This is a genomic window from Pontixanthobacter gangjinensis (assembly GCF_009827545.1).
GTDB classification, from domain to species: domain Bacteria; phylum Pseudomonadota; class Alphaproteobacteria; order Sphingomonadales; family Sphingomonadaceae; genus Pontixanthobacter; species Pontixanthobacter gangjinensis.
In genome coordinates this window covers 543,701-569,359 of record NZ_WTYS01000001.1, presented here as the reverse complement: position 1 = coordinate 569,359, position 25,659 = coordinate 543,701, and the positions used below count along the sequence as shown (strand labels likewise).

At 54.8% G+C, this 25,659-nt stretch carries 20 protein-coding genes and 1 tRNA gene; 17 read left to right on the top strand and 4 right to left on the bottom strand.

From position 1 onward, the window contains the following. Positions 1-8: 8 nt before the first annotated feature. The 3 genes from GRI36_RS02765 to GRI36_RS02755 all read right to left on the bottom strand — a co-directional run bounded on the left by GRI36_RS02765 (position 9) and on the right by GRI36_RS02755 (position 3,576). Positions 9-1,304 carry an efflux RND transporter periplasmic adaptor subunit gene (locus tag GRI36_RS02765; RefSeq protein WP_160597079.1) on the bottom strand — a complete coding sequence of 432 codons (1,296 nt, stop codon included), beginning with the start codon at positions 1,302-1,304 and terminating at the stop codon, positions 9-11. Further along, positions 1,301-2,674 carry an efflux transporter outer membrane subunit gene (locus tag GRI36_RS02760; protein ID WP_202392199.1) on the bottom strand — a complete coding sequence of 458 codons (1,374 nt, stop codon included), beginning with the start codon at positions 2,672-2,674 and terminating at the stop codon, positions 1,301-1,303. The genes GRI36_RS02765 and GRI36_RS02760 overlap by 4 nt, the downstream gene beginning before the upstream one ends. Before the next feature lie 185 nt (positions 2,675-2,859). Next, the gene (locus GRI36_RS02755; RefSeq protein ID WP_160597077.1) at positions 2,860-3,576 is read right to left on the bottom strand and encodes a Crp/Fnr family transcriptional regulator; all 717 of its coding nucleotides are present in this window, start codon (positions 3,574-3,576) and stop codon (positions 2,860-2,862) included. A gap of 240 nt (positions 3,577-3,816) precedes the next feature. Between GRI36_RS02755 and GRI36_RS02750 the strand changes: the two genes are divergently transcribed. From GRI36_RS02750 to GRI36_RS02700, 11 genes are all read left to right on the top strand, one after another. Beyond that, positions 3,817-4,977: a tyrosine-type recombinase/integrase gene (locus GRI36_RS02750; RefSeq protein WP_160597076.1), complete on the top strand. Its 1,161-nt coding sequence runs from the start codon at positions 3,817-3,819 to the stop codon at positions 4,975-4,977. Between the two features lie 104 nt (positions 4,978-5,081). Then, positions 5,082-5,714 (top strand): hypothetical protein, encoded by a 633-nt coding sequence (locus GRI36_RS02745; RefSeq protein ID WP_160597075.1) that lies wholly within the window; start codon positions 5,082-5,084, stop codon positions 5,712-5,714. 106 nt (positions 5,715-5,820) lie between these two features. Continuing rightward, complete coding sequence (locus GRI36_RS14075; RefSeq protein WP_160597074.1) at positions 5,821-6,006, top strand: helix-turn-helix domain-containing protein; 186 nt, start codon at positions 5,821-5,823, stop codon at positions 6,004-6,006. Positions 6,007-7,141: 1,135 nt separating this feature from the next. Next, complete coding sequence (locus GRI36_RS02735; protein ID WP_160597073.1) at positions 7,142-9,895, top strand: class I SAM-dependent DNA methyltransferase; 2,754 nt, start codon at positions 7,142-7,144, stop codon at positions 9,893-9,895. After that, a complete protein-coding gene (locus GRI36_RS02730; protein ID WP_160597072.1) occupies positions 9,892-10,665 on the top strand; it encodes a hypothetical protein in 774 nt (257 codons plus the stop codon). The genes GRI36_RS02735 and GRI36_RS02730 overlap by 4 nt, the downstream gene beginning before the upstream one ends. Further along, complete coding sequence (locus GRI36_RS02725) at positions 10,662-11,093, top strand: hypothetical protein (protein ID WP_160597071.1); 432 nt, start codon at positions 10,662-10,664, stop codon at positions 11,091-11,093. Before GRI36_RS02730 ends, GRI36_RS02725 begins: the two co-directional genes overlap by 4 nt. After that, positions 11,090-12,583 carry an ATP-binding protein gene (locus tag GRI36_RS02720; RefSeq protein ID WP_160597070.1) on the top strand — a complete coding sequence of 498 codons (1,494 nt, stop codon included), beginning with the start codon at positions 11,090-11,092 and terminating at the stop codon, positions 12,581-12,583. Before GRI36_RS02725 ends, GRI36_RS02720 begins: the two co-directional genes overlap by 4 nt. 209 nt (positions 12,584-12,792) lie before the next feature. Continuing rightward, positions 12,793-13,980: a hypothetical protein gene (locus GRI36_RS02715; protein ID WP_160597069.1), complete on the top strand. Its 1,188-nt coding sequence runs from the start codon at positions 12,793-12,795 to the stop codon at positions 13,978-13,980. Continuing rightward, a complete protein-coding gene (locus GRI36_RS02710; protein ID WP_160597068.1) occupies positions 13,977-16,049 on the top strand; it encodes a DEAD/DEAH box helicase in 2,073 nt (690 codons plus the stop codon). Before GRI36_RS02715 ends, GRI36_RS02710 begins: the two co-directional genes overlap by 4 nt. After that, entirely contained in the window at positions 16,042-17,223 is a 1,182-nt protein-coding gene (locus GRI36_RS02705) for a GIY-YIG nuclease family protein (RefSeq protein ID WP_160597067.1), read from the top strand. The genes GRI36_RS02710 and GRI36_RS02705 overlap by 8 nt, the downstream gene beginning before the upstream one ends. 683 nt (positions 17,224-17,906) lie before the next feature. Beyond that, complete coding sequence (locus GRI36_RS02700; RefSeq protein WP_160597066.1) at positions 17,907-20,108, top strand: KAP family P-loop NTPase fold protein; 2,202 nt, start codon at positions 17,907-17,909, stop codon at positions 20,106-20,108. Between the two features lie 204 nt (positions 20,109-20,312). Here GRI36_RS02700 and GRI36_RS02695 read toward each other — a convergent pair. Beyond that, positions 20,313-20,389 (bottom strand) — tRNA-Arg (locus GRI36_RS02695). A gap of 98 nt (positions 20,390-20,487) precedes the next feature. Here GRI36_RS02695 and GRI36_RS02690 point away from each other — a divergent pair. The 6 genes from GRI36_RS02690 (at position 20,488) to GRI36_RS14070 (ending at position 25,635) form a co-directional block, all read left to right on the top strand. Further along, positions 20,488-21,447, top strand: coding sequence for a hypothetical protein (locus GRI36_RS02690; protein ID WP_160597065.1), 960 nt, complete (start codon positions 20,488-20,490; stop codon positions 21,445-21,447). Between the two features lie 76 nt (positions 21,448-21,523). After that, positions 21,524-21,925 (top strand): hypothetical protein, encoded by a 402-nt coding sequence (locus GRI36_RS02685; RefSeq protein WP_202392102.1) that lies wholly within the window; start codon positions 21,524-21,526, stop codon positions 21,923-21,925. A gap of 65 nt (positions 21,926-21,990) precedes the next feature. After that, positions 21,991-22,485, top strand: a complete 495-nt coding sequence (locus tag GRI36_RS02680) for an MmcB family DNA repair protein (protein ID WP_202392101.1) — start codon at positions 21,991-21,993, stop codon at positions 22,483-22,485. 47 nt (positions 22,486-22,532) lie between these two features. Beyond that, on the top strand, positions 22,533-23,267 hold the full coding sequence (locus GRI36_RS02675) for a sterol desaturase family protein (protein WP_160597063.1): 735 nt from the start codon (positions 22,533-22,535) through the stop codon (positions 23,265-23,267). Continuing rightward, positions 23,225-23,692 carry a DUF2141 domain-containing protein gene (locus tag GRI36_RS02670; RefSeq protein ID WP_160597062.1) on the top strand — a complete coding sequence of 156 codons (468 nt, stop codon included), beginning with the start codon at positions 23,225-23,227 and terminating at the stop codon, positions 23,690-23,692. The genes GRI36_RS02675 and GRI36_RS02670 overlap by 43 nt, the downstream gene beginning before the upstream one ends. Positions 23,693-23,853: 161 nt before the next feature. Next, positions 23,854-25,635: a PAS domain-containing protein gene (locus tag GRI36_RS14070; RefSeq protein WP_160597061.1), complete on the top strand. Its 1,782-nt coding sequence runs from the start codon at positions 23,854-23,856 to the stop codon at positions 25,633-25,635. The last annotated feature ends 24 nt before the right edge of the window (positions 25,636-25,659 follow it).

Here is a 25,659-nt window from a genome sequence, read left to right as displayed (position 1 = left end):
GGCCGAACTCACTGACCCTGCGCCTTCGCCCCCGTCACGACTTTCATACCCGATTTGAGCTCTTTCGAAGTTACTGCAGTCAGGCGGCCATCGCTTTGGCCAGTCACAACCTCGATCGCTTTCAGGCTCCCGTCAGCTTGCAAAACATGCACGCGCTGGCGGCTACCTTGGCCGATGCTGGCCTGTTGATCCTTCTGCTCCAGTCCAATATCAGGATTGAGCACCCCGCCAGCTTCTTTGACCTCGGCTTCCGGGTCAAACCGCAAGGCCGCATTCGGCACCAATAGCCGTTTAGCAGTTGCGCCAGTGGCGATGGTGGCCGTGGCGGTCATGCCAGGGCGAAGTAGCCCTTCTGAATTGCCAACAGTGAGCCGCGCTTCATAGCTGACAACGCTGTTGCCTTGTGACGAAGCGCCCTGCTGCTCAACCGTGTTGCCCGAGCCCAGATCAATACGCTCTACCCGCGCCGGGAACTGCTTGCCGGGATAGGCATCGACAGTGAATGTCGCCTTTTGATCCGGGCTAACCTGCCCGACATCGGCCTCGTCAATATCAACACGCAGCTGCATTGCTGCCAGATCCTCGGCGATCACAAATAAAGTGGGGGTGTTGAACGAGGCAACAACCGTCTGCCCCGGCTCGACCTGACGCGCCAAAACCACGCCAGATACAGGCGAACGGATGACCGCCCTATTGCGTGTGGTGATGGTAGTTTGCAGTGCAGCTTCGGCTGCCTGAGCATTGGCTTGCGCGCTGGCGACTTGCGCCCTGTCACGCGCCACTGCCGCTTCTGCTTGTTCCAATTCGGACTGCGAAGGCACTTTGCCGCCAGAAGCTTCATAGACACTGCGCAAGCGGTTGAGCTGTGCCATATTCACATTGAGCGAGGCGCGAGCCTGCGCCACATTTGCCCGCGCCGCATTCACATTGGCGCGGCCTTGAGTAATTTGCTGGCTCAGAACCTCGGTATTGATCCGCGCAATAATTTGACCGCGTGCAACACTGTCATTTACATCAACATATATCTGATCGATGCGGCCTGAAACCTCGGAGCCGACCTCGACCTGGTTGGTGGGGCGCAGATTGCCGGTTGCAGTCACCGTGAGCGATAACTCGCCCTGCTTTATCTCTTGGGTAATATAGCTGGGCGCATCATCGCCGCCTGTGCAACGCGAGATAGCCAGTACGAGCAAAATAAGAATAAGCGCCGGCACCCAGAACTTGGCCCAACGGCGCCAACGCGGGCGCGGCTTCTCGCCAAGGAATTCCTCCACCGAAGGGGTGGTCTGGTCCTGCTCGCTCATTCGGAATCCCCGTCAATTACCGTCATATTTTCCATTTGCCCGCTGCCTCCGCCCAGCGCGCGGGCAAGCCGCGTAAACGCACTGGCACGCGACGCTTCAGCACTGACGGCTGAATTGCGCGCCGACAGCAATTGGCTCTCAGCCGTAAGCAAGATTTGAAAGTCAATCAGCCCCGCCTGATACTGGCTACGCGCCAAAAGCGCGGCATTTTCTGCGGCTCCGCTGGCCTCGTCAAACAACACTGTCCGCTGCCTTGCACTGCGCAATTGCACGGCGGATGTTTCGACATCTTCTAATGCGATTAAAATGGAACGCTTCCAAGCTGCTAGCGATCCTTCAGCTACCGCCTCCGCCTGATCAATTTGCGCGCGAGTGCGACCACCGTCAAAAATTAGCTGGCTCATGCTGGCAAACAGATTGCCCGTAATGATGTCGAACAGATTATCGATCCCGATCGAATTGGTGCCAACGGTCCCAGTCAATCTGACCAAGGGCGAAAGCTGCGCACGGGCAAGGCCAATGCGCGCCGTGTCAGAGGCCAACTGAGCCTCTGCTGCGCGAACATCGGGACGTCGGCGCAATATCTCTGCCGGGGCCGAAAAGTTGGCTGTTTGCGGCGGAGCCGGCACGCGCGCGCTATTCGATATCTCCTCCAGAACCCGGCCAGAGGTTTCGCCCAGCAAAGTTGAGAGAGCATTGGCCGTCGCCGCCAAATCGCCCTCGATTTGCGGGATAGTGGCCGCTGTCTGCGCGCGCTGCGTGCGAGCTTGTTCGACATCCAGGCTGGACACCAGCCCCGCCTCACGCCGCCAGCGGGCGATCTGCAAATTCTCGTCTTGGATCGCTAGGCTAGCGCGGGCAATTTCCAATTGCATGGCCAGCTGTTTTGCGGTGATGCTTTGCAATACAACCTGCGCAACAATTGCCCGTTCAGTATCTGCCCTCGTGTAACCGGCTGCAATCAGGTCAGCTTCGGCGGAATCAATGCGGGCCGATATGCGCCCGAACAAATCGGTTTCCCAAGAGACATCGGCGCCAAGCCCGAAACCAAAATTGTTCTGCGAAAAATCACCAACATCGCGCTGAATACTACCATTGGCGGAAACCCCAGGCAGGCGGCTGGCCCGCGCTTCACGAAGCGAGGCCCGAACAATAGCGAGGCGCGCAGCGGCTTGCGCGATGTCGAGATTTTCGCGCTGCGCCTGCTCGACGAATTGGTTGATCAGCGGATCACCCAACAAAGTCCAATAGCTCGACAATTCCAGCTCGGCACCTGATGGCTCGGCCATAGCCCAACCTATAGGAACCTCAATCGGACCTCGTGACGGAACTTGTGTCTGCGATGTCGCGCACCCGGCCAACAAAAGCATCCCGCACCCACCACCAATAATACGCAATTGCTTCGAGAAGCTCATCATTCCTCCATTTGCCTGCGAGCTAGGGTAAATGGGCCGATGCAGCAATACGCGCTTCGACGAGCGACATCTCATGCCGACCTGCGCAGTGCGCTATACTTTAATTTGCGTCATGCACGATTATCTGAGGTTTTGAAAAGTTAGCCCGCCAATGATTTCAGGGTCGGTCGATCCAAAATGGTGACTTCGCGGCGCGACGGCAATGCAACCACACCCGCCTTCTTCATCCGGCTGAATTGCCGGCTAATTGTTTCGATCGTCAGCCCCAAAACATCGGCGATTTGCTGGCGTCCAATCGGCAATTCGAATGTTTCAGTCTCGGTATTGGCACGCAGACTCGCGCCCAGCCGGTCATCAAATTCGAGCAGAAGGCTAGCCAGTTTCTGTTCCGCATCCATCCTGCCCAGCAGCACCATCCAGCGACGGGTGCGGTCCAGCTCGGTCAGAGTTCGTTCTAGCAATTTGTGCTCGAGCCGCGGGTGCTCCTGAGCAAAGGCATCAAAATCCTTGCGCTGGAAAACGCACACCTTCGCGTCTGTCAGAGCTTCCGCACCATAAGGCGTGGTCGCCCCAAACGGCCGCCCAATGAAATCCGATGGGTAAACCAACCCGACAATCTGTTCGCGACCGTCTGATGTGCCTGAAGACAGCTTAAGCATCCCTTCGACCACGTTACCCACCAGCACGGCCTCGTCACCTTCCCACAGTAAATGTTCGCCCGCAACCAACTCACGCTGGCGACCGATTGAATTGAGAAGTGTGATTTCCTGCGGATCAAGATCAGCACAGATCGCCCTGTTGCGAATGGTGCAAGCTTGGCAAGTCTCAGCGAGAAATTGGGGCCCGGAAAAGTTCATTGCAAAAGCATTACGCGACAAAAGACATTAATGCCAACACAAGTGTCCGGCTTGTAATGGTGCACCCGAGAGGATTCGAACCTCTGGCCTCTGCCTTCGGAGTGCAGGGGTTACGGTCGACAGCGATCGCAAGTGAACTATTAAATCTTTTAAAAACATAGATATTCTGTTCAGGCTTGTTCAGTTTGGTTCGACTGTGTATTCCGTATTCATTACATACTTTCTAATAGGCGGCTGGCTATGGCGTGTGATCTGAGCAAAGTTGGTGAGCGGGAACGGTTGAAAACCCGCAGGGAGCCCTACTGGCACCGCTTGCGGGCCGGTTGCTTTATTGGCTTTCGCCCGTCCAAGCGTGGCGGCGCAGGAACTTGGATTGCGCGTATTTACGATGAGGACACTAGCAAATACCAAATAAAGTCACTTGGCGACTTTGGGGTATTGGCTGGTAACGCGCGTTTTGCAGCTGCGAAGAAAGAGGCTGAAACGCTTGCTGAATTGGTGGAAGCGGGCGGCGAAATACGACTGAAGGTGGAAACCGTTGCCGATGCTTGTCGATCCTATGCTGAAACCAGGCCGGAAGCCGAACAACGGTTTAAGCGTTATGTTTACGGTGATGTGTTGGGCAAGGTGAAGCTAGCCAAGCTGCGCAAGCGCCACGTTGCAGATTGGCGCAAGCGGTTGGAGGAAACGCCTTCACTGGTTAGCCGCAGCAACGAAGGTGACAAGCGCGTTCGCATTCGCGCGCCATCAACCGTCAATCGCGATATGGCGGTATTGCGGGCGGCGCTGGCCACTGTGCTGCCTGCTGGTGCGCCCAATAGTGAGGCAGCGTGGCAAGAGGGTTTGAAGTCCATTCCCAATTCTAACGGAAGACGGACACTATACCTTGATCGCCCGCAACGCCGACTATTGCTTGAGAAGATCAGCGTCGAAGCCCAGCCGTTTGTGCAAGCACTGTGTTTGCTGCCTCTTCGCCCCGGCGCAATGGCCGCTCTGACAGCTGGCGATTTTGACAAGCGAACTTCGGAGCTGAGCATTGGCAAGGACAAGACGGGCAAGCTCCGCCGGATTCAGCTGCCCAGCGAAGCCTCTAAGCTGCTGACTAGCCAAGCAGCCGACAAGCTACCGAATGCTCCACTTTTTATGCGCGCCAATGGGAAGCCGTGGGATAAGGAGACTTGGAAACTTCCAATTGCCGCTGCGGTCAAAACAACGAACCTGCCGCCAGGTGCTACAGCATACACTTTACGTCACAGCACCATAACCGACCTTGTGAGTGCTGGGCTTCCCCTGCTGACAATTGCGCAAATTTCCGGAACAAGCGCTGAAATGATAGAACGACACTATGGCCACCTTGCCAGCTCAGCTGCGGTGAAGGCTTTGGAGACATTGGCGCTTTGACCCAAGCAAATATCGAGATAGCGGGATGTCCCGTGTAGTAACGTGGCCACAGCCTTGTTGAGCAGAAGCCATTTTGACTAAATAAACAGCTTGCCGCGACGGGAGTGCAAAGTGATTTGCGAAAAACCTTTAACGCCCATCTCCAACCAAAGAACCACTTGATGGCTAGGTATGGGCTTGGTCAGAAAGACCTAAATCTACGTGCGGCAATCGCGCTTGCAGGCCTGACGAAACGGCCTGACGTCGATGTCGCTATATTACTAAGGTCGAACCAGCCGATGGAGCCGTATCTCCGAGAAATGCTTGCAATCGCACTGGAGGGCAAGTCATCGGGAATTGATCTCAAGATCTCCAATCGGAAGGGCAATCAAGCTTATCGCTCCTTCAGGCTGCGTCTGGATCGAATTGAACAAGGCAATGCCGTTCTCCGTCTCATTGAAAGCGGCGAAAAATATGATGATGCCGTCGAGGCAATCGCCGCAGAAAATTCAATAAATGCGAAGTCCGTTGAAGCCGCCGTAACCTACCGCAAGAAAGTCCTGAGTTGGATGAAGCGTGTTCAAGGCGAGAAAGATTCTTTGAGAAATCTTGACGACAATATTTTTAATTTGGTCTTCGCCTATGCCGACGTGAGCAATCGGGATCGAGACGGCTTGATAAAACTACCTTCCGCGTCACTTTTGCCGATATTGATGGAGATTATTGACCGGAACACCCAGGTAAACGACTTCCCCTAAAGTGACTTGAGGCACTTAGGCCTAAATTGAAGTTGCGGTTTTAGGTAAAACTGACGGCAGCAGTCCCATAACTCCATAGTTGTTCTAATCAGCACGGAGTAAGCCAATGTCGTCTCAATCAAACCATCCTGAAAAGCTTGGATACAGCATCAGAGAAGCCTGCCACGCGACGAGCTTAGGCAGAACTACAATTTTCGCACATATCGCTTCTGGCCGGCTGCGCGTCACGCGAATCGGAGGGCGGACAATTATTCCAGCCGAGAGCCTGCGCAAACTCATCCAAGGGGGTTAAGGATGGCGCGGTCGAACCAGCGGCCTCATAAGCCAAACGCAAAGGGCCGTAACAACAAGGCCGCAAGGTTCTCGATGTTACCCCATAGGGTTCTGGAGTCAGTGGCTTTTGCTAGCTTGGGCCTAACTGCTCGCCAACTCTTGATGGAGCTCATCTCCCTGTTCAATGGGCTGAATAACGGTTCGATCTACCTTTCAATCAAAGATGCAACAGATCGCTTGGGATTGTCAGATTCTAGGCCCTCAATGCAAGCATTCAAAGACCTTCAAGACCGGAAGCTGATTGAGCTCACGAAAGAAGCTCACTTCAGCGTCAAAGCATCAAGCGGTTCGCGCGCGCGATGCTGGAGAATCCCTTGGGAAGCTTGGCCTGAGAACCCAACCCGTTCGCGACGCGGTCCCAATTGGGATTTTGAGACCTACCATCCTATGGGCGGCACCCGAGCAAGCAAACGAGCACATAGGAGGCTGGACTCAATCAAAAGATACAAGAGACAAGTTACTTCTGGCAAATTACCGGATGTGGATTTCACAGTGTTACCGGTCATAAAGTCCAAATAACAGGGGTTAGCGGGTGTGCTTTTCACACCCGCCTCTTCGCAAGAAAGGCAGAAAACCGCCTCTCTCCTTTGTTGTGAATTTCGCAGCGTATATAGATAGACCATGGGATGATCATCTTCGTGAGGGCTGCTCTGCATGGTGTCAGAGTCGTAGCTCGTAGAAATGTCGGCTCAGTCGCACGGCCCTGCGTCAACCCCGCACAACCAAACCTTAGGTTGCGGACAGAGCGTTCGCCCTACCCGTGCCGCCGCTCGCATCAGTTCATTTGGGTGCACCTACTCACCCCTGATTATTGGACTAAAGGATTGACCTGAGGTTGCGCGCTAGCCGGTAGACAGCAAAATCGCCGAGACTTCACCTGTTACGCTTGCCGCCCTTGCGAATCGAACAAAAACGGTGGGGTGATCGGGTGGACTTCGCCGGTGGCGGTGAGAAGATCAGCGCCATTTGTTCTGCTATTGATGATAGAAATGGGCACCTCGACAAGCCTCTTGAGCAGAAGAAGTAGATCTGGCCAAAGAATTGATCATACAAAGGCTTGGCGAACGCGCCAGCGCGCCGTAGTCAATAAGCTTATGAACCCCGTTGAGATCGAAGAAGCCGTCACTGGGCTTGCAGAAGAGCCGTTTGATCGGGCCGAGTTCCCTTTCCAGTTCCTCACCGCCTTTGGGAACAAAAAGACCACAATCGACAGGCTGAGGAAGGGCAACACCAACCAGTCCGATCTTCTCGGCGGCGTGCTCCAACGCAGCAACATCCACATCGCCACCTGTGATCCCGGCACGGCGGGCCAGACACTCACCGCGCTGCGCGATAGCCCGAAGACAGGCGCCAACAAGGCCAAGTTCATCCTCGCCACCGATGGGGAGGAGTTTCAGGCCGAAGACCTGACCAGCGGTGAAACCGTCGCCTGCGACTTTGCCGATTTCCCGAACCACTTCGGCTTCTTCCTGCCGCTGGCGGGCATCACCACGGTCCAGCAGATTCGCGAAAGCTCGTTCGACATCCGCGCGACCAGTCGGCTCAACCGGCTCTATGTCACGCTGCTGCAAGACAATCCGGAATGGGCGAGCCCAGAACGCCGCACCGACATGAACCACTTCATGGCGCGGCTGATTTTCTGCTTCTTCGCCGAGGATACCGACATCTTCCCGGTCACTTCGGGCTTCACGCAGACAGTCGAGCGGATGAGTGCCGGTGGTGCCGACAACACTGCTCAGGTTATCAGCGAGCTATTCCGTGCCATGAACACCAAGCACGACGAGCGAGATGCTGCCGGTATTGCACGGTGGGCAATCGGCTTCCCTTATGTGAACGGCAATCTGTTTAGTGGCAGCACCTATGTGCCGCGTTTCAGCAAGATCGCCCGGTCCTACCTCATCCATATCGGCAATCTCGACTGGACGAAGATCAACCCGGACATCTTCGGCAGCATGATCCAAGCCGTCGCCGATGATGAGGAGCGCGGTGCGCTCGGCATGCACTACACCAGTGTGCCGAACATCCTCAAAGTGCTCAACCCGCTGTTCCTCGATGATCTGCGCAGCCATTTGGAAGAGGCGGGCGACAATGCGCGCAAGCTGCTCAACCTGCGCAGTCGTATCGCGAAGATCAGGGTATTCGATCCGGCCTGCGGCAGCGGCAACTTCCTTGTCATCGCTTATAAGGAGATGCGGGAGATCGAGGCCGAGATCAATCGGCGACGCGGCGAGCCCGACCGCAAGACAGACATCCCGCTGACCAATTTTCGCGGCATCGAATTGCGCGACTTCCCCGCCGAGATCGCCCGCCTCGCGCTGATAATCGCCGAGTTTCAGTGCGATGTCCTCTATCGCGGGCAAAAAGAGGCGCTGGCTGAGTTCCTACCGCTCGATTCCGAGAACTGGATCACCTGCGGTAACGCCCTGCGGCTCGACTGGTTGAGCATCTGTCCGCCGACAGGGACTGGGGTGAAAGTGCGCGGTGATGACCTCTTCCAGACTCCGCTCGACCAGTCCGAGATCGACTTCGAGAATGCGGGTGGCGAAACATATATTTGCGGCAATCCGCCCTACAAGGGCACCAAAAATCAGTCTCAGGCTGAGAAAGATGACTTGCGGACGGCATTCCGGGGGCTGGTCGAGAGAACAGGTTCTTTGGACTATGTAGCGGGTTGGTTCGCGAAGGCGGCAATCTTCGCTCAGAAAACTCCGTGCTCGTTTGCTTTCGTGGCTACGAATTCAATCTGTCAGGGAGGACAGGTTCCAGTCCTTTGGCCTGCATTACTTGGGTTGGGATTGGAAATCAGCTTTGGTTATCAATCTTTCAAATGGCGAAATTTGGCGAGCCATAATGCAGTCGTAACCGTCATAATTGTAGGTATGACAACTACAGCTGCTGCAAAAAAAAGGCTCTTCATTGTAGACGATAGTGGCAGTGATCTTGAGGTTTTGACTGAGACGATAGGTCCCTATCTTATCCCCAATACGCAAGTCGTAGTTTCAGGTCTAACCCAACCGGCGTTCGGCAAGCAGCCTATGGCGCTTGGCAATGCTCCTTATGACGGTGGCCATTTGATAGTTGAAAAAGACGAAATTGATGGCCTTGGTTTGGACCAAGCCGAACGAGAGAAATTGCTTAAACCGCTCGTGGGATCGAGCGAAGTCATCAAGGGCAAGCATCGATTTGCAATTTGGATTGACGATGGGAGCCGAGATGCAGCCCTTTCCTTGCCCGCTATTCAAAGTCGGATCGAGAAAGTTCGTCAGATGCGCCTTTCAAGCTCTGACGCCGGGACGCGTGCAATGGCCGAAAGACCACATCAATTTCGGGAGATGAAGGCTCCTCGACATAGCGTGATGGTTATTCCCATCCGAAGCTCGGAAAACCGAGAATATCTGCCTATTGATCTATTCAATGAGCGGTGGAGAGCCACCAATTTGACCTATGCGATTTATGACCCCGAAACATTCAATCTCGCAATAATTGCTTCTCGGCTGCACCTCGTTTGGATCGGGGCTGTATGCGGTCGGATGAAGACTGACTTTAGCTATTCGAATAAGATGGGATGGCATACCTTCCCGCTCCCCAAGCTCACCGAGCAAAACAAGGCCGACCTCACCCGCTGCGCCGAGAACATTCTCCTCGCGCGCGAGGCGCATTTCCCGGCGACCATCGCCGACCTCTACGATCCCGAGGCCATGCCCGAAGACCTTCGCCGCGCGCATGAGGAAAACGACGAGGTGCTCGAACGCATCTACATCGGTCGCCGCTTCCGCAACGACACCGAGCGCCTCGAAAAGCTGTTTGAACTCTACACCAAAATGACCGGCAAGAAGGCAGCGGCATGAAGGATCCTGATCGCGTCTTCCTGCAAATGTGGGGCCCAACGCGCGACTTCCTGATCGCCAACCACGAGTTCTATGTGTCGGAGGCCAAGCGCCGCCTACTAGACCAATTCACTGATGAGAGCATGGAGGCTGACGCTAACGCTTTCGCAGACGCTTGGCTGGCCGCCAAGCCATTCAACCCTGATTACGACGATCCCGGGTCAGATTATGAGCAAGCAAACGACGAGAGCATCGTCTTTTATCAAAGCCTTGCTGATCTGAGGGACAACACTCGGTTGAGCATCATTGCCGGAATGTTTCATGAGTGGGAAAAGCAGGTTCGGGACTGGCTTGGAAAGGAGCTTGGCCACCACGGTTACGGCAAGCATTTGCACGCAGCAGTGTGGTCCGCAAAGTTTGACGACCTGTTCGATTTCTTTGAGAAATGCGGTTGGGATGCTCGCGCTCGCGGATTCTTCGACGAACTGAACCGCTGCCAATTGGTCACCAATGTCTACAAGCACGGCACCGGGCGGTCCTTCGAGACTTTGAAAGCGATCGCACCGGACCTTGCTGGAAAGAACGGCGGCCTTCCTGCCTTCTTCGTTTCGGCGCTCGACTTCTCGGCATTGACTGTGACGGACGACAACCTCACCCGCTTCGCCGAGGCCATCACATCATTCTGGCGCGAACTGCCGGAAAATATCTTCTTTTCTCAGGTCGCCGAAGTGCCGAAGTGGCTCGACCGGGCGTTACGCAAAGAGAAGGCTGAAAAGGCCGCGAGTGCATGATTTTCGAGGCCGTTCCATACACTCAACTCAACTCGCGGCAGCAGGAGAACTACAACTTCCACAAGGTTGCCGCGCGTCTCGCCGATTATGGCTTCAATTGCCTACGCCTCACCGACGACTGGCAGGGGGCAGACTTCATTGCATGCCACATAGATGGTCAGACTTTCCTCAAGGTGCAGTTGAAAGGGCGTTTCTGCATCGATAAGAAATACATCGGTAAGGACATTCACATCGCCTTCCTCCGTGGCGATGATTGCTTCGTATATCCGCACGACGAATTGCTCGCGACCGTCATAGCCAGCGGGGCTCTCAACGAGGAGAGTGAGCGCTGGCGGGATCACGGGCAGCGCCATTGGCCCCAGCCACCGGCTTGGGGTCTTGTTTTCCTTTCAGAATACAAGATAACCGATAAGAAGGTGACGGTATGAGCAACGATACCCCGCCACCGCCACCCGGTCCGCAGACCGAGCAGACACGGCAGCTTGCTCTGATCGATGATCTGCGTGCGCTACCCGCTGAAACAACATGGGTCGAGTTCAAGGAAAATAAGCACGACGGCGAGATGATCGGCAAGCTGATCTCGGCATTGTCCAATTCCGCACGGCTCGCCGATCAGCATTTTGCCTATGTCGTCTGGGGTATTCGGGATGGCGACCATGAGCCTGTCGGCACAAGCTTTGAGCCGACATCGGCCAAGCATAAGGATCAGCCGCTTGAATTCTGGCTGAGCCAGCACCTGCAACCGGCTATCGCTTTCTGCTTCAAGAGCCTCGATTATCATGGCCTCCGGCTTGTTCTGCTGGAAATACCTGCGGCGGCCACGAGCCCGGTGGAGTTCGACCGGACGCCCTATATTCGCATTGGCAGTGCCACACCGCGCCTCTCCGATCATCCCGAGCGGCAGAAGCTCTTGTGGTCGAAGCTGCAACCTTATGCATGGGAAACCGGTGTGGCCGCACAGTTCCTCAGCGGTGATGAGGTGTTGGCGAGGCTGGATCACACCAGCTATTTTGAACTCACCGACCAGCCCCTTCCCGACAATCGCGACGGGATCTTCGACCGTTTGAAGGCCGATCGCCTGATCGAGGCCGATGTGGGCGGCAAGTGGAACATTACCAATCTGGGCGCGATTCTATTTGCCAAGCAGTTGGCGGACTTTTCCCCTTCGATTGCGCGCAAAGGTGTTCGGTTCGTCGCGTATGAGGGGAATAACCGAGCGACCAAGGTTACCCATCGTCGCGACGGGCAGAAAGGCTATGCCTGCGGCTTTTCTGGCCTCGCCGATTACATCGATGGACTGCTGCCCAGTAACGAACATATCGGTAAGGCGTTCAGAGAGGAGGAACCTCTCTACCCATCGATCGCCATTCGCGAGTTGATAGCCAACGCGCTCATCCACCAAGATATGACGATCACGGGTGCTGGACCGATGATCGAATTGTTCAAGGATCGGCTTGAGATCACTAATCCGGGCGAGCCTTTGGTCAGTCCCGATCGTTTCCTCGATTCACCGCCACGCTCGCGGAACGAAGCGCTGGCATCGCTGATGCGCCGGATGCGTCTTTGCGAGGAGCAAGGAACCGGGATCGATAAGGTTCTAGCTTCGGCTGAGTTGCATCAACTGCCTCCGCCCGATTTCCAGAATGTCGATACTGCCGTGCGCGCAACACTTTTTGCCCCACGCCGCTTCGCAGACATGACCCAGGAGGAACGCGTGCGAGCTTGCTACCAGCACGCGGCGCTAAAATATGTCAGTGGCGAGCGCATGACGAATTCGACTTTGCGCGAACGCTTTGGGATTGCCGAACACAATGCTTCGCAAGCCTCTGCGGTTATTCGTTTAGCGTTGGACGAAGGACAAATTCGTCCCGCCGACCCTGAGCATCCGCGTGCTGGCTATGTTCCGCATTGGGCTTAGCCTGTGGAAAGTTTTGATCGTGTTTTGATTTTGGGCCCTGAAAGCCAGCTTTGGAAATAGGAAAAGACTGGAAAAAGAAGGAATTCCCTTTGGAAAGCATGCAAATTTAGTTTTGATCGAGTTTTGATTGGAAAGACGAATTGAGCGGATGAAGCCTTCAAATAAGGCTGAAAACGCCTTCGACAAAGAGTGATGGAAGATTGAACTGAATGAAACAAGAAAGCCGTCAACCGGGGTGGGATAAGCAAGCGATCAATCAGATTGCGCGTGATGAATATGGCGGCCTTGATGCGATGTTCGAAGCGCATGGCTGGACCACGAACGGACGTGTGATCAGCCAGATTGCTCCGACAAAGGTCGTGCAAACCTATGGGAGCGTCGATTCATTCGTGAAGGCCCACGCAGATGGTCAAGCGCTCAACCCCATATTGAATGTTGAAGCAGCATTCAAAACCGATCCGCCGCAGGTCTTCCTCAAAAGCTTCCACGGGTTCACGCCAGAAAATTGGGGCTTCCTTGGCTTCACCGAAGCATTCGCGCGAGATAAATTCGTTCGGGAAAGCAAGCCGGGTGCTCTGCTTATTGTCGCAGGCACATCCAAAGCGCCCGATCCAAGCGAGCGATTGCGAGTGCTTGGGATGCAGCAGCAGACACACATCCACGGCACCAAGTGGGACTATCTGGCTCCTGCCCGCCATGAAGAAGAACGAAACGATCCTGATCGCGTAAACGGATGGATTCATGGGCTCAAAGCAATCCGGGCTTGGAAAATTCCCCTGGAGGAAAGGCCTTTCGTTCGAGACATCTTTCCAGAGACACACAATGGAGGGAAAAACGGGACGGCGATTGGTGCATACGGCATGCAGATCACTTTTCAGGAAGCTCAACGCTTCCTGAAGCTCCCAATCTTCGAAACCGACATATATGGCGGACTGCCAGTCGAAGCTTTGATGCCGGGGCCGGCAGAAACTGTGCTCAAGCCGAGCAGGCCGGGACCAGTTTCGCAGTCAGGATACATGGTTCGCGAAGCCGAAGGGCCGAAGCACCTCTACATCCTTCGTCTGCATGGCGATGAGGATAGCTTCCTTGGATATGGGGCTCAGGGCCGCTCGATCGTGAAAGTTGGATTCTCCGTTAGCCCCCAAACCCGGCGCGCCGCTCATAATAAGGCCCTACCTGCATGCGCGTTCGGATGGCACATCGAAAACTCAACCTATGCCGAGAAGCGTGATCCATTCCCTTCCTCGAACCACGCCATAGCGGGGGAGAATGCGATGAAGGACTTGCTCTGTCAGGAAGGAAAGTCACTCGGCGGTGAATTCTTTCTCGCTGACCAACCATCGATCAAACGCGCTTGGCAAGCAGCAGTTAAAGCTGCTGAGAACTGGAAACCATGACCACTTCAAAACCCATCCCTGCCGTCTCCTTCCAGACCGCTCGCACTGGTGCGTCCACCAAGTCGAACGAGATGGGCATGCGCCCGATGCAGGAGCGCGCCTACGCCAAGCGCGGCGAGCAGTATTTGCTGATCAAGTCACCACCGGCCTCAGGCAAATCCCGTGCGCTGATGTTCATCGCGCTCGATAAGTTGCACAATCAGGGCCTAAGACAGGCGATCATCGTCGTGCCTGAGAAGTCGATCGGCGGTTCCTTCATGGATGAGCCGCTCAGCACTTTCGGCTTCTGGTCGGATTGGGTGGTGAAGCCGCAGTGGAACCTGTGCAATGCGCCGGGGGTAGATGAAGAGAGGGTTGATCCTTCCAAGATCAAAGCTGTTGGCCAGTTCCTCGCCAGCGGCGACAAAGTTCTTGTCTGCACCCACGCGACTTTCCGTTTCGCAGTCGAGCAGCTTGGCGTTGAGGCATTCGATAATCGGCTGATCGCCGTGGACGAGTTCCACCATGTGTCGGCGAGCGAGGACAACCGGCTTGGGAGCCATCTGGCCGAGTTCATTCGCCGCGATAAAGCGCATATCGTCGCGATGACCGGAAGCTACTTCCGGGGCGATGCAGTGCCGGTTCTCACCCCCGAGGATGAGAACAAGTTCGAACCGGTCACCTACACCTACTACGAGCAGTTGAACGGCTACGAGCACCTCAAGGCGCTCAACATCGGCTATTTCTTCTACACCGGTCGCTACCTCACCGCGATCGAGGCCGTCCTTGATCCGTCCAAGAAGACCATCGTCCACATTCCCTCGGTCAATTCGCGCGAAAGCACGAAGGATAAAATCAAAGAAGTAAACGAGATCATGGATTATCTGGGGGAATGGCAATTCGCCGATCCCCAAACCGGGTTCCATCATGTGAAGATGCCTGATGGCCGTGTGGTCAAGATCGCTGATCTTGTTGATGACAGTGACGGATCAAAGCGCAGCACAGTGCTGAACGCCCTTAAAGACCCGGCGCACAAGAACGACCGCGATCATGTCGATATTATCATCGCGCTCGGCATGGCGAAGGAAGGCTTCGATTGGATTTGGTGCGAACACGCCCTGACGGTCGGTTACCGTTCTAGCCTTACCGAGATCATCCAGATAATTGGACGCGCAACCCGCGATGCTCCCGGAAAGGAAAGCGCCACTTTCACCAACCTGATCGCTGAGCCCGATGCATCGGAAGCAGCAGTGGTCGGGGCGATCAACGATACGCTAAAAGCCATCGCAGCCAGCCTGCTCATGGAGCAGGTGCTCGCGCCGCGTTTCACCTTCACTCCGAAGGATACCGGACCTATCGAAGACTTCGATTACGGTCCGGGAGGCTATAGGGAGGGCGAGACGAATGTGGGTGTGCGCGAGGCTACCGGCCAACTTCACTTCGAGATTAAGGGATTGGTCGAGCCTAAGAGCGACGAGGCACAGCGTATCTGCAAGGAAGACCTCAACGAGGTGATCACGCAGTTCGTGCAGGATAAGAACAACCTTGAGCAGGGCATGTTCAACGAGGAGACGGTCCCGCAGGAACTGACTCAATTGAAAATGGGCAAGATCGTGCGCGATCGATACCCAGAGTTGAGCGGAGAAGATCAGGAGTCTGTTCGCCAGCATGCGATTGCCGCGCTCAACCTCACCCAGAAGGCAAAGGAGATCGCCAGCGGTCTCGATGTTGGCAAGGGTGACGACGAGAAGGTGAACACGGCTCTGATCGACGGGGTGCGCAAGTTCGCAATGGATGTCCGCGATCTCGACATCGACCTCATCGACAGCATCAACCCTTTCGAGGCTGCCTATGCGGTGTTGGCTAAATCCATGAATGAAGCCGTGCTCAAGCAGGTCCAGTCGGTGATCTCGGCCAAGAAGGTCAAGATTTTGCCCGAAGAGGCACGCGATCTTGCCGAGCGCGCATTGCGATTCAAGAAGGAGCGCGGTCGCCTGCCCGAGATCACCTCCCAAGACGCTTGGGAAAAGCGGATGGCCGAAGGGGTTGCAGCCTTCGCTCGTTACCGTGCACAGGCGTCCAATGGCTGAATTATCTGACGACGAACTGCTTGCTGAACTCGGCGTTGAGGCCGAGCAGCAGAAGGCACGCACTTATACGCCGCGCGAAGAGCGGATCATCGCCGGTTTGGAGGATATTGTCCGGTTCTTCGAAGAGCACGGACGCGCGCCGCAGCATGGCGAGGATCGGGACATTTTCGAACGCCTCTATGCAGTGCGCCTTGATCGGCTCCGTGAACTTGAAGACTGCCGTCAGCTTCTCGCCGGGATGGACAAGCATGGCTTGCTCGTGGGGACTCGGGACAATGACGCTGTGCAGGCTGACGAGATTGATGACGATTCCTTGTTGGCCGAGCTTGGCATCGAGCCTGCGGGCGGGGACGATATTCGGGTGCTTCGCCATGTGCCCACAGCAGAAGAGCGTCGCGCCGCTGAGGAAGTAGCCAATCGCGAGAAATGCGAAGACTTCGCAAAGTTCGAACCGCTGTTCGAGCAGGTCCAGCGTGAGCTTGAGTCAGGTGCGCGGGAAACGAGACCGTTCGAAGTGAAGGCTGAGATTCGTCCCGGCGCGTTCTTCATAGTTGGCGGGCAGACGGCCTTCGTTGCCGAAATGGACGAGATTTTCACGAATGATCAGGGGCGCTCGGATGCCCGCCTTCGCGTGATCTTCGACAATGGCACGCAGAGCAAGATGCTCATGCGGTCGTTGCAGCGGGCGCTAAACAAGGACGATGCTGGTCGTCGCATCACGGAGCCCGAGGCTGGTCCGCTATTTTCAGGTCACGCCGAGGAAGGCGATGAGGCCAGCGGGATCATATATGTCCTGCGCAGCAAATCTGATCATCCGGTCGTCGCCGAGCATCGTGAACTGGTGCACAAGATTGGCGTTACTAATATGAAAGTCGAGAAGCGCATTGCAGGAGCGCATCTTCAACCAACCTTCCTCATGGCGAATGTCGAGATCGTCGCCCAATATCAGCTATTCAACATCAACCGCACGAAGCTCGAAAAGCTGATCCATAGGGTGTTCGGAGCAGCACAACTCGATCTTGAAATCCCAGATCGTTTCGGGACGGTAATCAAACCCCGCGAGTGGTTCCTTGTGCCGCTGACCGCTATCGATGAAGCTGTCGAACGCATCCGTGATGGCTCGATTACCAATTACCGATACGATCCCAGTCAAGCCCGCATCGTGCCTCAATGATAATTTGCGACCAATTTGAGGGGGACGATCTCTCACTCGCTCGCGAGCAGCATGACTCTTACAACGAAGCGCTAAGGATCATTTATACTGGTTGTCGCAGTCATTACCTCTCCGCTTGCACAATCGTGGGTATCAGCTTGTGGGAAAGCGAGTGGGAAGAAGATCGCCCGGTAGATCATCGAACAATCCAAGATGCGCACGATTTGCTTGCCGCAGTTTGGCGTCATCAAGTTAGTCCACCTGACCCGACACTACTTGGCGCACTAGTGGAAAAACCCTCCTCAACAATGACGGATTGGCTTCGATGGCTTCATCAAACGGTCAGCGGATGGAATGAACGCCCTGAGATTGTCAGTTTGTTCGTCAGAATCTTTCTTGAGCAAAACACTGATGCTGGATTCGAAGCTGAGCGACAACTCATTACGCTTTTAAGGGGCAGGTATTTAGACATCCGATGGAAACGAGAAGCTCTGGACTAAGATGGCGAATATACGCGAGAGAAACTGACCGAGAGGGCAGCCCGCCTTTCCTATACACTCATTTCAGTTGGCCATTTGAGGTGGTTAGGTGAAGATAGGCCGATCTCAGAAACTGACGTAATCATATCGGGGACAAAATGGACGAGTGGGAAAGCAAATAGTTGAGAAGACACGTTAGAACCAACGGACTTCATGGAGAAAGCGATGAGCGGCGCAGCTATTTCAGGAGATCGGCCCTTAGAGGCGGGGGGCAATGACCGATTAGGGTTTGCCGATGTAGCAGCACGACTCGCCACTTCCCTAGTGGATCATGCCTCTGACAAAGGGCTCGTTGTTGGTGTTGATGGGAAATGGGGGTCGGGCAAATCCAGTCTGCTTCATTTGATTGAAATGGAATTGAAGGAGCTGCCAGCCGAACGCAAGCCTTCGATAATCAATTTCCGCCCTTGGGTCATTGGCAACCGAGATACGTTGCTCGCGAGCCTCTTTGCTGCGCTGTCAGACGAAATGAACCGCGTCGAGCTTGCAGCTGGTGATGCAACAGGCGTCTCAAAGCAGAAGGCAAAGACTGCGGCGGAAGCGCTGCGAAAGTTCGTGAGCGGGCTGGGCCGGACTGGTGCAGCGATTGAGCTTGTTGGCGATGCAACGGCGTTCACGCCTATCAAATGGTTTGGGAAGGGCGTGACGGCTATCGGCAACGCTGTCAGTGCTAAACCGCCTGAGCCTCCCCTCAGCGAACTAAAGGGCAAGTTAGTAAAGGCGCTTGAAGAGCTGAATCATCGCTTCATAGTTACTATCGATGATGTCGATCGGCTGGAACCAGCAGAGGCGATCGAAGTCCTCCGGCTTGCAAGATCGGTCGCGGACTTTCCAAACGTCACTTACCTGCTTTGCTTCGACGGTGAAGTGCTTGCAAAGAGTATTCAGCATGCCGCGGGGGTCGAAGACGGGCGAGGGTTTCTCGAGAAGATCATCCAGCTAACTGTGATGGTGCCGATGCCGGAGGCGTTTCGCCTTCGGCAGTGGTTCAGCGATGAGCTGCGTCGATTTGCTTTCACAAAGAACGAGGATGAGCTTTCCCGGTTGAAAGGCGTTATCGACTTCGAAGGGGGACGGCGGCTCAATACGCCTCGTTCGGTCAACAGAGTTCTTGATTCCTTACGTTTCTTCTGGCCGCCAATTGAAGCAGTCGGTGGCGACTTGGCAGACCTCGTGTGGTTGCAGCTCATCAGGGACGGCAATCCTGAACTGTATCGCTGGATTGAACAATATTGCGCGACAAACGCGATAATGAGCTTGGGGACCGTCCGAGTGGATAAGGTGGAAAAAGTAGCTCAGCATTCTGCGTTGCTAGCTACGGTCCCATCAGGCCATTTTTCTGACCTCACTTACCGTTACTATTTTTCCGAGCCGCTACCTGGTGCAGACTGCGACTACAATGAAGAGGGAGGTAGTTTCAATCTTTACCAGCTCGTTGACGAGGCGGATCGGAATGCTGCGATCCATGCTCGCCGTCTAGCCAGTCCAGATCACTACCGACTATATTTCGCTCTGACCGGACCCAAACACGCTTTGACTCAGGGCGATGTGGATGAATTTTGGGAGGCAGCGAAGGTTGGGGCAAGCGATATCGGAAAAACACTACTTCGGCTGCATGATGTCGAGTTACATGCAGGCTTTGGAAAAGCAGACTTACTTTTGGAGCGCCTCAAGGGAGCCGATCCTGAGCGGTTAACTGGCGAACATTGTAAACCTCTCCTGATCGCTTTCTCGAACTACATGGACAAAGCGCATGAGGTTAGGCCGATGGCTTTGGATTGGGTAACAACACTGTGGGACCGCGCAGAAGCTACGACCCAAGTCGGCATTGGGCGTGTTGATCCAGCCGATCGCAACAACACTGTCAAAACGATGTTCGAGGAAGGCGAAGCTATTGGATGGTTGACGTCAGTGATGCGCCGAGAAACTTTCTTCCATGGTCGCTATGGAACCAGACGGAAACCAGAGAGTGAATGGATATTCACTGCTGCCGAGCTAGACTTAATCTTCAAAGCCATGCTAGCACGCTTCAATGCAATGAGCGCAGAAGAGCTTCTCGCGACATCCCGCCCAATCGATCTTCTCTTCGCTTGGCGACAGGCTGGTGACGAAGACTCACCCAGAGCGCTAATTGAAGAATATGCTAGGACGTCTGAGGGGCTGGTTGAAGCTCTCGAAAAGATGACGAGTGTTCGCAACAGCAGCGATCGAGGCACCCGCTCGGTTTTGACGCGTCAAAACGTCGAAAGCTTCGTCAATTTCGATGATGCGCGGACGCGGGTGAAGAAACTGGCGGCGAGTGACGATCCATTAGCGCCAAGGGCAGCTAAACTTTCGTTGGCTTTTGATGACAATGACAGTTTCTGAAAGCGACTTCGGCACACAGGTCATTCGGTGAGATGTTTGCCGCAGAACTCGAATAAACCATGGAACAAGTCGGAACCGAGCAATTCGCCAACCATGCGCGAACCTACAAAAATTAGGCGCGCAGCTCCATGTTAGATTCATACCGTAGTTTTCCATACGCATTACGTATGCAACCTAAACACTCAAACTAAGTCATTGAAATTATGGTGCACCCGAGAGGATTCGAACCTCTGGCCTCTGCCTTCGGAGGGCAGCGCTCTATCCAGCTGAGCTACGGGTGCTGATGCAGTTGCGGGGCGGCGCTTAGCAAAGGGGGTCGCGGCTTGCTAGGGCAAAACGTAGTGCTTGCGGGGTAATCGATGGCTGCATAGAGTTGGCCATGGCTGCCGACATTCTGCAAAGTGACTTGCTGCGATCCTCGGTCATCGTGACCGGCAGCCATTATTCGATGACGACACTTATTGGGCGCTTGTTGGCTTCGGCACCCCAATTCCACCTGCTGCACGAGCCGACAAATGCCCAGCCCACGCTTAGCTATGATTCGTTGGCACCGACACACTGGTATGAATTCTATGATGAGGCGCGCAGTCCCGCGCTGGGTGAATTCTTGCTGTTATCGATGCAGAGCAAGGGAATTTCGCGAGAAGTATTGAGACGCGCAGGCCGGGTGCGGTCAGCGGAGCATGCATTGCAAGTCGCGCGCTATGTTCAGCGTAAATTGCCGATGATACTCGCTCCGAAACCCGCAATTATCAAAGACCCCTTCCTGCTGTTTTCAGCGCGCGATTTGCAGCGCTTGGCCAAGATTCGCGTTGTCCTGACAGTCAGGCATCCATGCGCGTTTGCCGAGAGCTTTATCAGAGCTGGCAACGGCTTCGATTTCGCAAATTTGCTCCAGCCGCAAGTGCTAGAAGCAATGCCCGATGAAGCAGAAGCCATCGGAATGATGGCCAAGTCTTCAGGGGATCTGATCGATCAAGCAGCATTACTATGGCGTGTGCTGTATGGTTTCGCGGATCGTTATCTTTCGGGCAACGATTTGACCTGCATCGTGCGGCAGGACGAGATTGTGCAGACAACTGATGTGGCGGTGAACCGGCTATTGGCCTTTTCGGGAGCAACGCGCAGCGACGATATCGATCAGTTTATCACGGAAAATTTCACTTCAGGTCCCGCTGATTTTGACAAAGGCGGATCCTATATACGCCGCGATGGCTTGCTTGCCTTAAATAAGTGGCGGGGACGGCTGCACCCCGGCGAAGTATCGCGCATCCGAAGAGTAACCGAGGGGGTTGCCGCCGCGTTCGATTATGGACCCGAGACCTGGCTGCAGACCTAGGCCAACACTCAAACACCAATTGATTTTTTGGATTCATTAGCGATTTAGCAAGCGGTTGGGCTGTAGCGCAGGCTCTATGGAACCCCGCTTCCCCGAATCACGCCCCCGCATAGGTGCTGACCCTGCAAGGCAGGAGAGCAATCAGCTTAGCCGCCAATGGGCCGCTGTGCAGGATGCTGCAGCCGCTGTTGCGATGCTGGCCGGGCTTGAGCCGGAACAGGCCGCTCAGAACATCCGCAATTTTCCGGCGCTGATAAAGGATGCTGAGGGGTGGCGGCAGGAACTCGCAAAAAATCATGTTGGTGATATCGCGGCGATGATGCAACCAGGGTTGGCTGCGTTGCTGGCAACCAATGCGCGGGGCCAGGATGCGACCTCTCCTGCCTTGACTTTATGGCGTGAATATCATGCTGCTCGTGAAGCAGTTCTCGGATTGCTTCCGGAACAGGGGGCAATGGGCCCGAGGCGATCAGCGTAGCTTAAACTACCAAAGTCCCTAGATATGAGCTTGACCAAGTTCTTGCTATGTTCCAATGCTTGCCGATGGCCGAACAGACTATCGCGCTCGCTTCAGTGACTCCATCCTCCAGCGCTGTACAAGTCGCACGCGGGATCATGCGGCTATTTGGTCGCAATGATATCTGGTGCCTGCCCGAAATGCCTTTGCGGAATAATCGCCGCGCAGATCTGATGGGAATCGATCCCAAGGGGCAAATCATTATTGTTGAAATCAAAGTCAGCCGTGCGGATTTGTTGGGTGATAGCAAATGGCCCGACTACCTCGATTATTGCGACCGCTTTTATTGGGGCATTCCCCCTGAATTGGATGGCAGCCCGCTGAATGGAGAAGGCTTTCTGCCAGATTGCTGCGGCGTGGTTGTTGCAGATGGGTATGATGCCGAGATAATCCGTCCTGCACCCACACGACCTTTAGCCGCTGCTAGGCGGAAAGTAGAAGTGGAGCGTCTGGCTCGCGCTGCCCTGCGCCGTCAGGCATTAGCAATTGACCCCGATGGATTGGCGCGTCGAGAAAGCTGAGAAATAGCCTCTGTCGTTAGCATCACGACTGCGGCATAAGGCTTTCTATGACCGGCCCATTATTGACCTCAGTGCTAATCTCAGCTGCCGCGATGACCGCAATTGTTGCTGTCCGCTATCTGGTCACCAGCGGGGGATTCGCATGGGCAACCAAGCATGTGCGCCCCGGCCTTTATGCAACGCTTGATACACAAATTCGCAAAGAGATATTTTGGTCGCTCGCTTCGGCAGCTGTTTATGGCATTCCCGCCGGCATCATTGCTTGGGGGTGGCAGAATCGGGGCTGGACGCTGATCTACAGCGACTTCTCTGATTATCCGCTGTGGTATTTGCCATTGTCGCTGTTTGCGTTCTTATTCGCGCATGACACGTGGTTTTACTGGACGCATCGCTGGATGCACCGGCCAAAACTGTTCCGTATCGCACATGCTGTCCATCATGCCAGCCGCCCGCCAACGGCTTGGGCAGCAATGAGCTTCCATCCGATAGAGGCATTAACTGGAGCGATTGTTATTCCGGCATTGGTGTTTGTGATTCCTATCCATGTCGCGATGTTGGGCTTGGTCCTCGCGATTATGACGCTCATGGGGGTTACTAACCACATGGGGTGGGAAATGTTTCCCCGCACCCTTGTTCATTCCCGGTTGGGGGGCTGGCTGATAACCGCCAGCCATCACCAGCGGCATCACGAGGCTTACACATGCAATTACGGACTGTATTTCCGATTCTGGGATCGCATATGCGGGACCGACAAGGGCATCTCGGACGCATTTGCGCGATAGGCCTGCTGGGCAGCGCAACTCTCCTGCTAGCAGGCAACACACCGCGCGACACGGGTTCAGTCAAAGTGACTGTCAACGATTTGCGGAACAGTAACGGCGTGGTTCGGGCATGTATGACTACCAATCCCAAGCAATTTCCCAAATGCCGGGGCGATGTGAATGCATATAGTGTCGTGGTCTCCGCCCAATCCAGCGTCACGCTGACTTTTAAAGGCGTAAAACCTGGCCGCTATGCAATTGCCTTGCTGCATGACGAAAACAACAATGGCAAAGCCGACCGCGCGCTGATGATGATGCCGACAGAAGGCTACGGATTTTCGCGTGACGCCAAGGTTAGCATGGGGCCGCCGAAATTCAGTGCCGCTGCTTTTGACGTCACTGCCACCGATCAGACCCAAACCATTCGTATGCGATATATGCTTTAGCCAAGGCATGATTCGAATGTCGTGACGTCGCGAACAAACAGCGCAAATGCCGAGTGATAACAGGCATTTTAGGCGCCATTTCGGCAGTTTACATTAACAACTTGTTTACCACGCAGCCTCATAAGGCTCCTTGAACTAAGACCAAGGGGGCTTTTGGGGCCATGGATACGCTACGCGGAAATTTCGGATCGACCGACAGCTATGACGTCGATGACGACTTCGATGGTGCCGATGATGAAACGGCCCGTGAATTGCCGCCCACGGCGATTGGCTCGGACGAGCGCCGGATGCAGGTGCGCGCTTACAATCATTGGGCGAGCTTGCTCGATGATCGCAATTTTCCCTCGATTGAAGACCTTGAACCTGCCGACTTGCCCGATTTCGGCCCATACAGTGTTTTGCTTGATTTCACTTCTGGAATTGAAGATCCGGCGATCCTTTATTTGGGTAAAGAATTGGCCGGCGAATGCGGTACAGACGTAGAAATTTCGCAGCTTTCCGATGTGCCAAGCCGTTCTTTGCTTAGCCGGATTACCGATCACTATATGCAAATTCTGGCGAATCAGGCCCCAATCGGCTTCGAGGCGGAATTCGTGAATCAGCGATCTTCAACTATTGCGTATCGCGGAATCCTGCTGCCATATTCTAGCGATGGCGAAACAATCGATTTTATCTATGGCGTGATCAACTGGAAAGAACTGGCTGATCAGATCACTACAGATGAACTGCTGCTTGAAATCGACCAGGCTCTCGATGCCACCGATGCTGAATCTGGCATCGAAGATGATGAGGAAGATTCGGCGCGTGAAACAGACCCGGTTACAGATTGGGCGGATGGACCGAGCACAGCATTGCCCGACCCAGTTTCCGATATACCGTTAAGCGATAGCATCCACCTTGAAGACGCTAACGACGATGCCTTCCCTGCTCCCGCATTTGGGACGGGCGAGCTTGCTGAAGCAAACGAAGCCGCCGCCGATTATGATTCCGAATATGACGAGAATGAAGAAGACGAAGAAGACGAATACGAATACGATGAATGCGAGGGTGATGAATATGAAGCCGGGACGATTGAAGATGATGACAATGCTGTCGTTGCGCGCCTTGCCTCGCTAATCCAGCCCCGCGGCATGGCAAAACCGAGCGCCGCAGATCAGGATCAGGATTTCTCTGCAGAGGACGGCGATTGGGAAATGAATCTGCCCAGCAACCCGCTGCTAAGATCGGTCGATCAGATTGTCGAAGACAATCGGAGGGCCGCAGCAGCAGGGCCCAGCGCCGACGAGGCGCCTACTGAAATTGAACCAATTATTGAGGTGTCAGCCGAATTGGATCCAGAAGCCGGGCTTCATGATTGCTTGGCCGAGGCGCGCGAATTGGCTCAGGCCGCACGCACCTCTGAAGACCGCACTCGCGCAAACCTCTATGCAGCAGTTGGCCGCGCTTATGATGTCAGCCTCGCCGCGCAAGAATCTCCTGAGGAATTTGAGGAGCTTATCGCCGAAAATGGCCTGACGATTCAGGAACGGGCGCCGATGACCCCTGTGGTTAAGCTCGTTTTCGGGGCCGACTATGACAAAACCCGGTTGACAGAATACGCTTCAGTTCTTTCCCACGCACAGCGTGTCGGCATCGAGCGCGGTCAATTATCAGCCTTTCTGTCGAAGGCCGAAGGCGGCCTCAAAGCCGTTGTTCAAACCGAACGCCGTATCCGTAAGGAAGAAAGTGGCCAGCAGGTCGAGCCGACCGACGCACCAAGAGCATCCATCGCCAAGAAATTGCGGGAGCTGGAAGGGCAATCACTCGATTCTATTAACCCACAAGGTGCCGAATTCGGTGTTGTGCTGATCCGACGGCTTGAAAATGGTGAAATTGTTATGCTGGGCGAAGTTTCGGACGATATTCCGTTGGTGGAAAGGGTCGCTCGCAAGGTGCTCCTCTAGTCTCTTCAATCAATTGAGACTTTG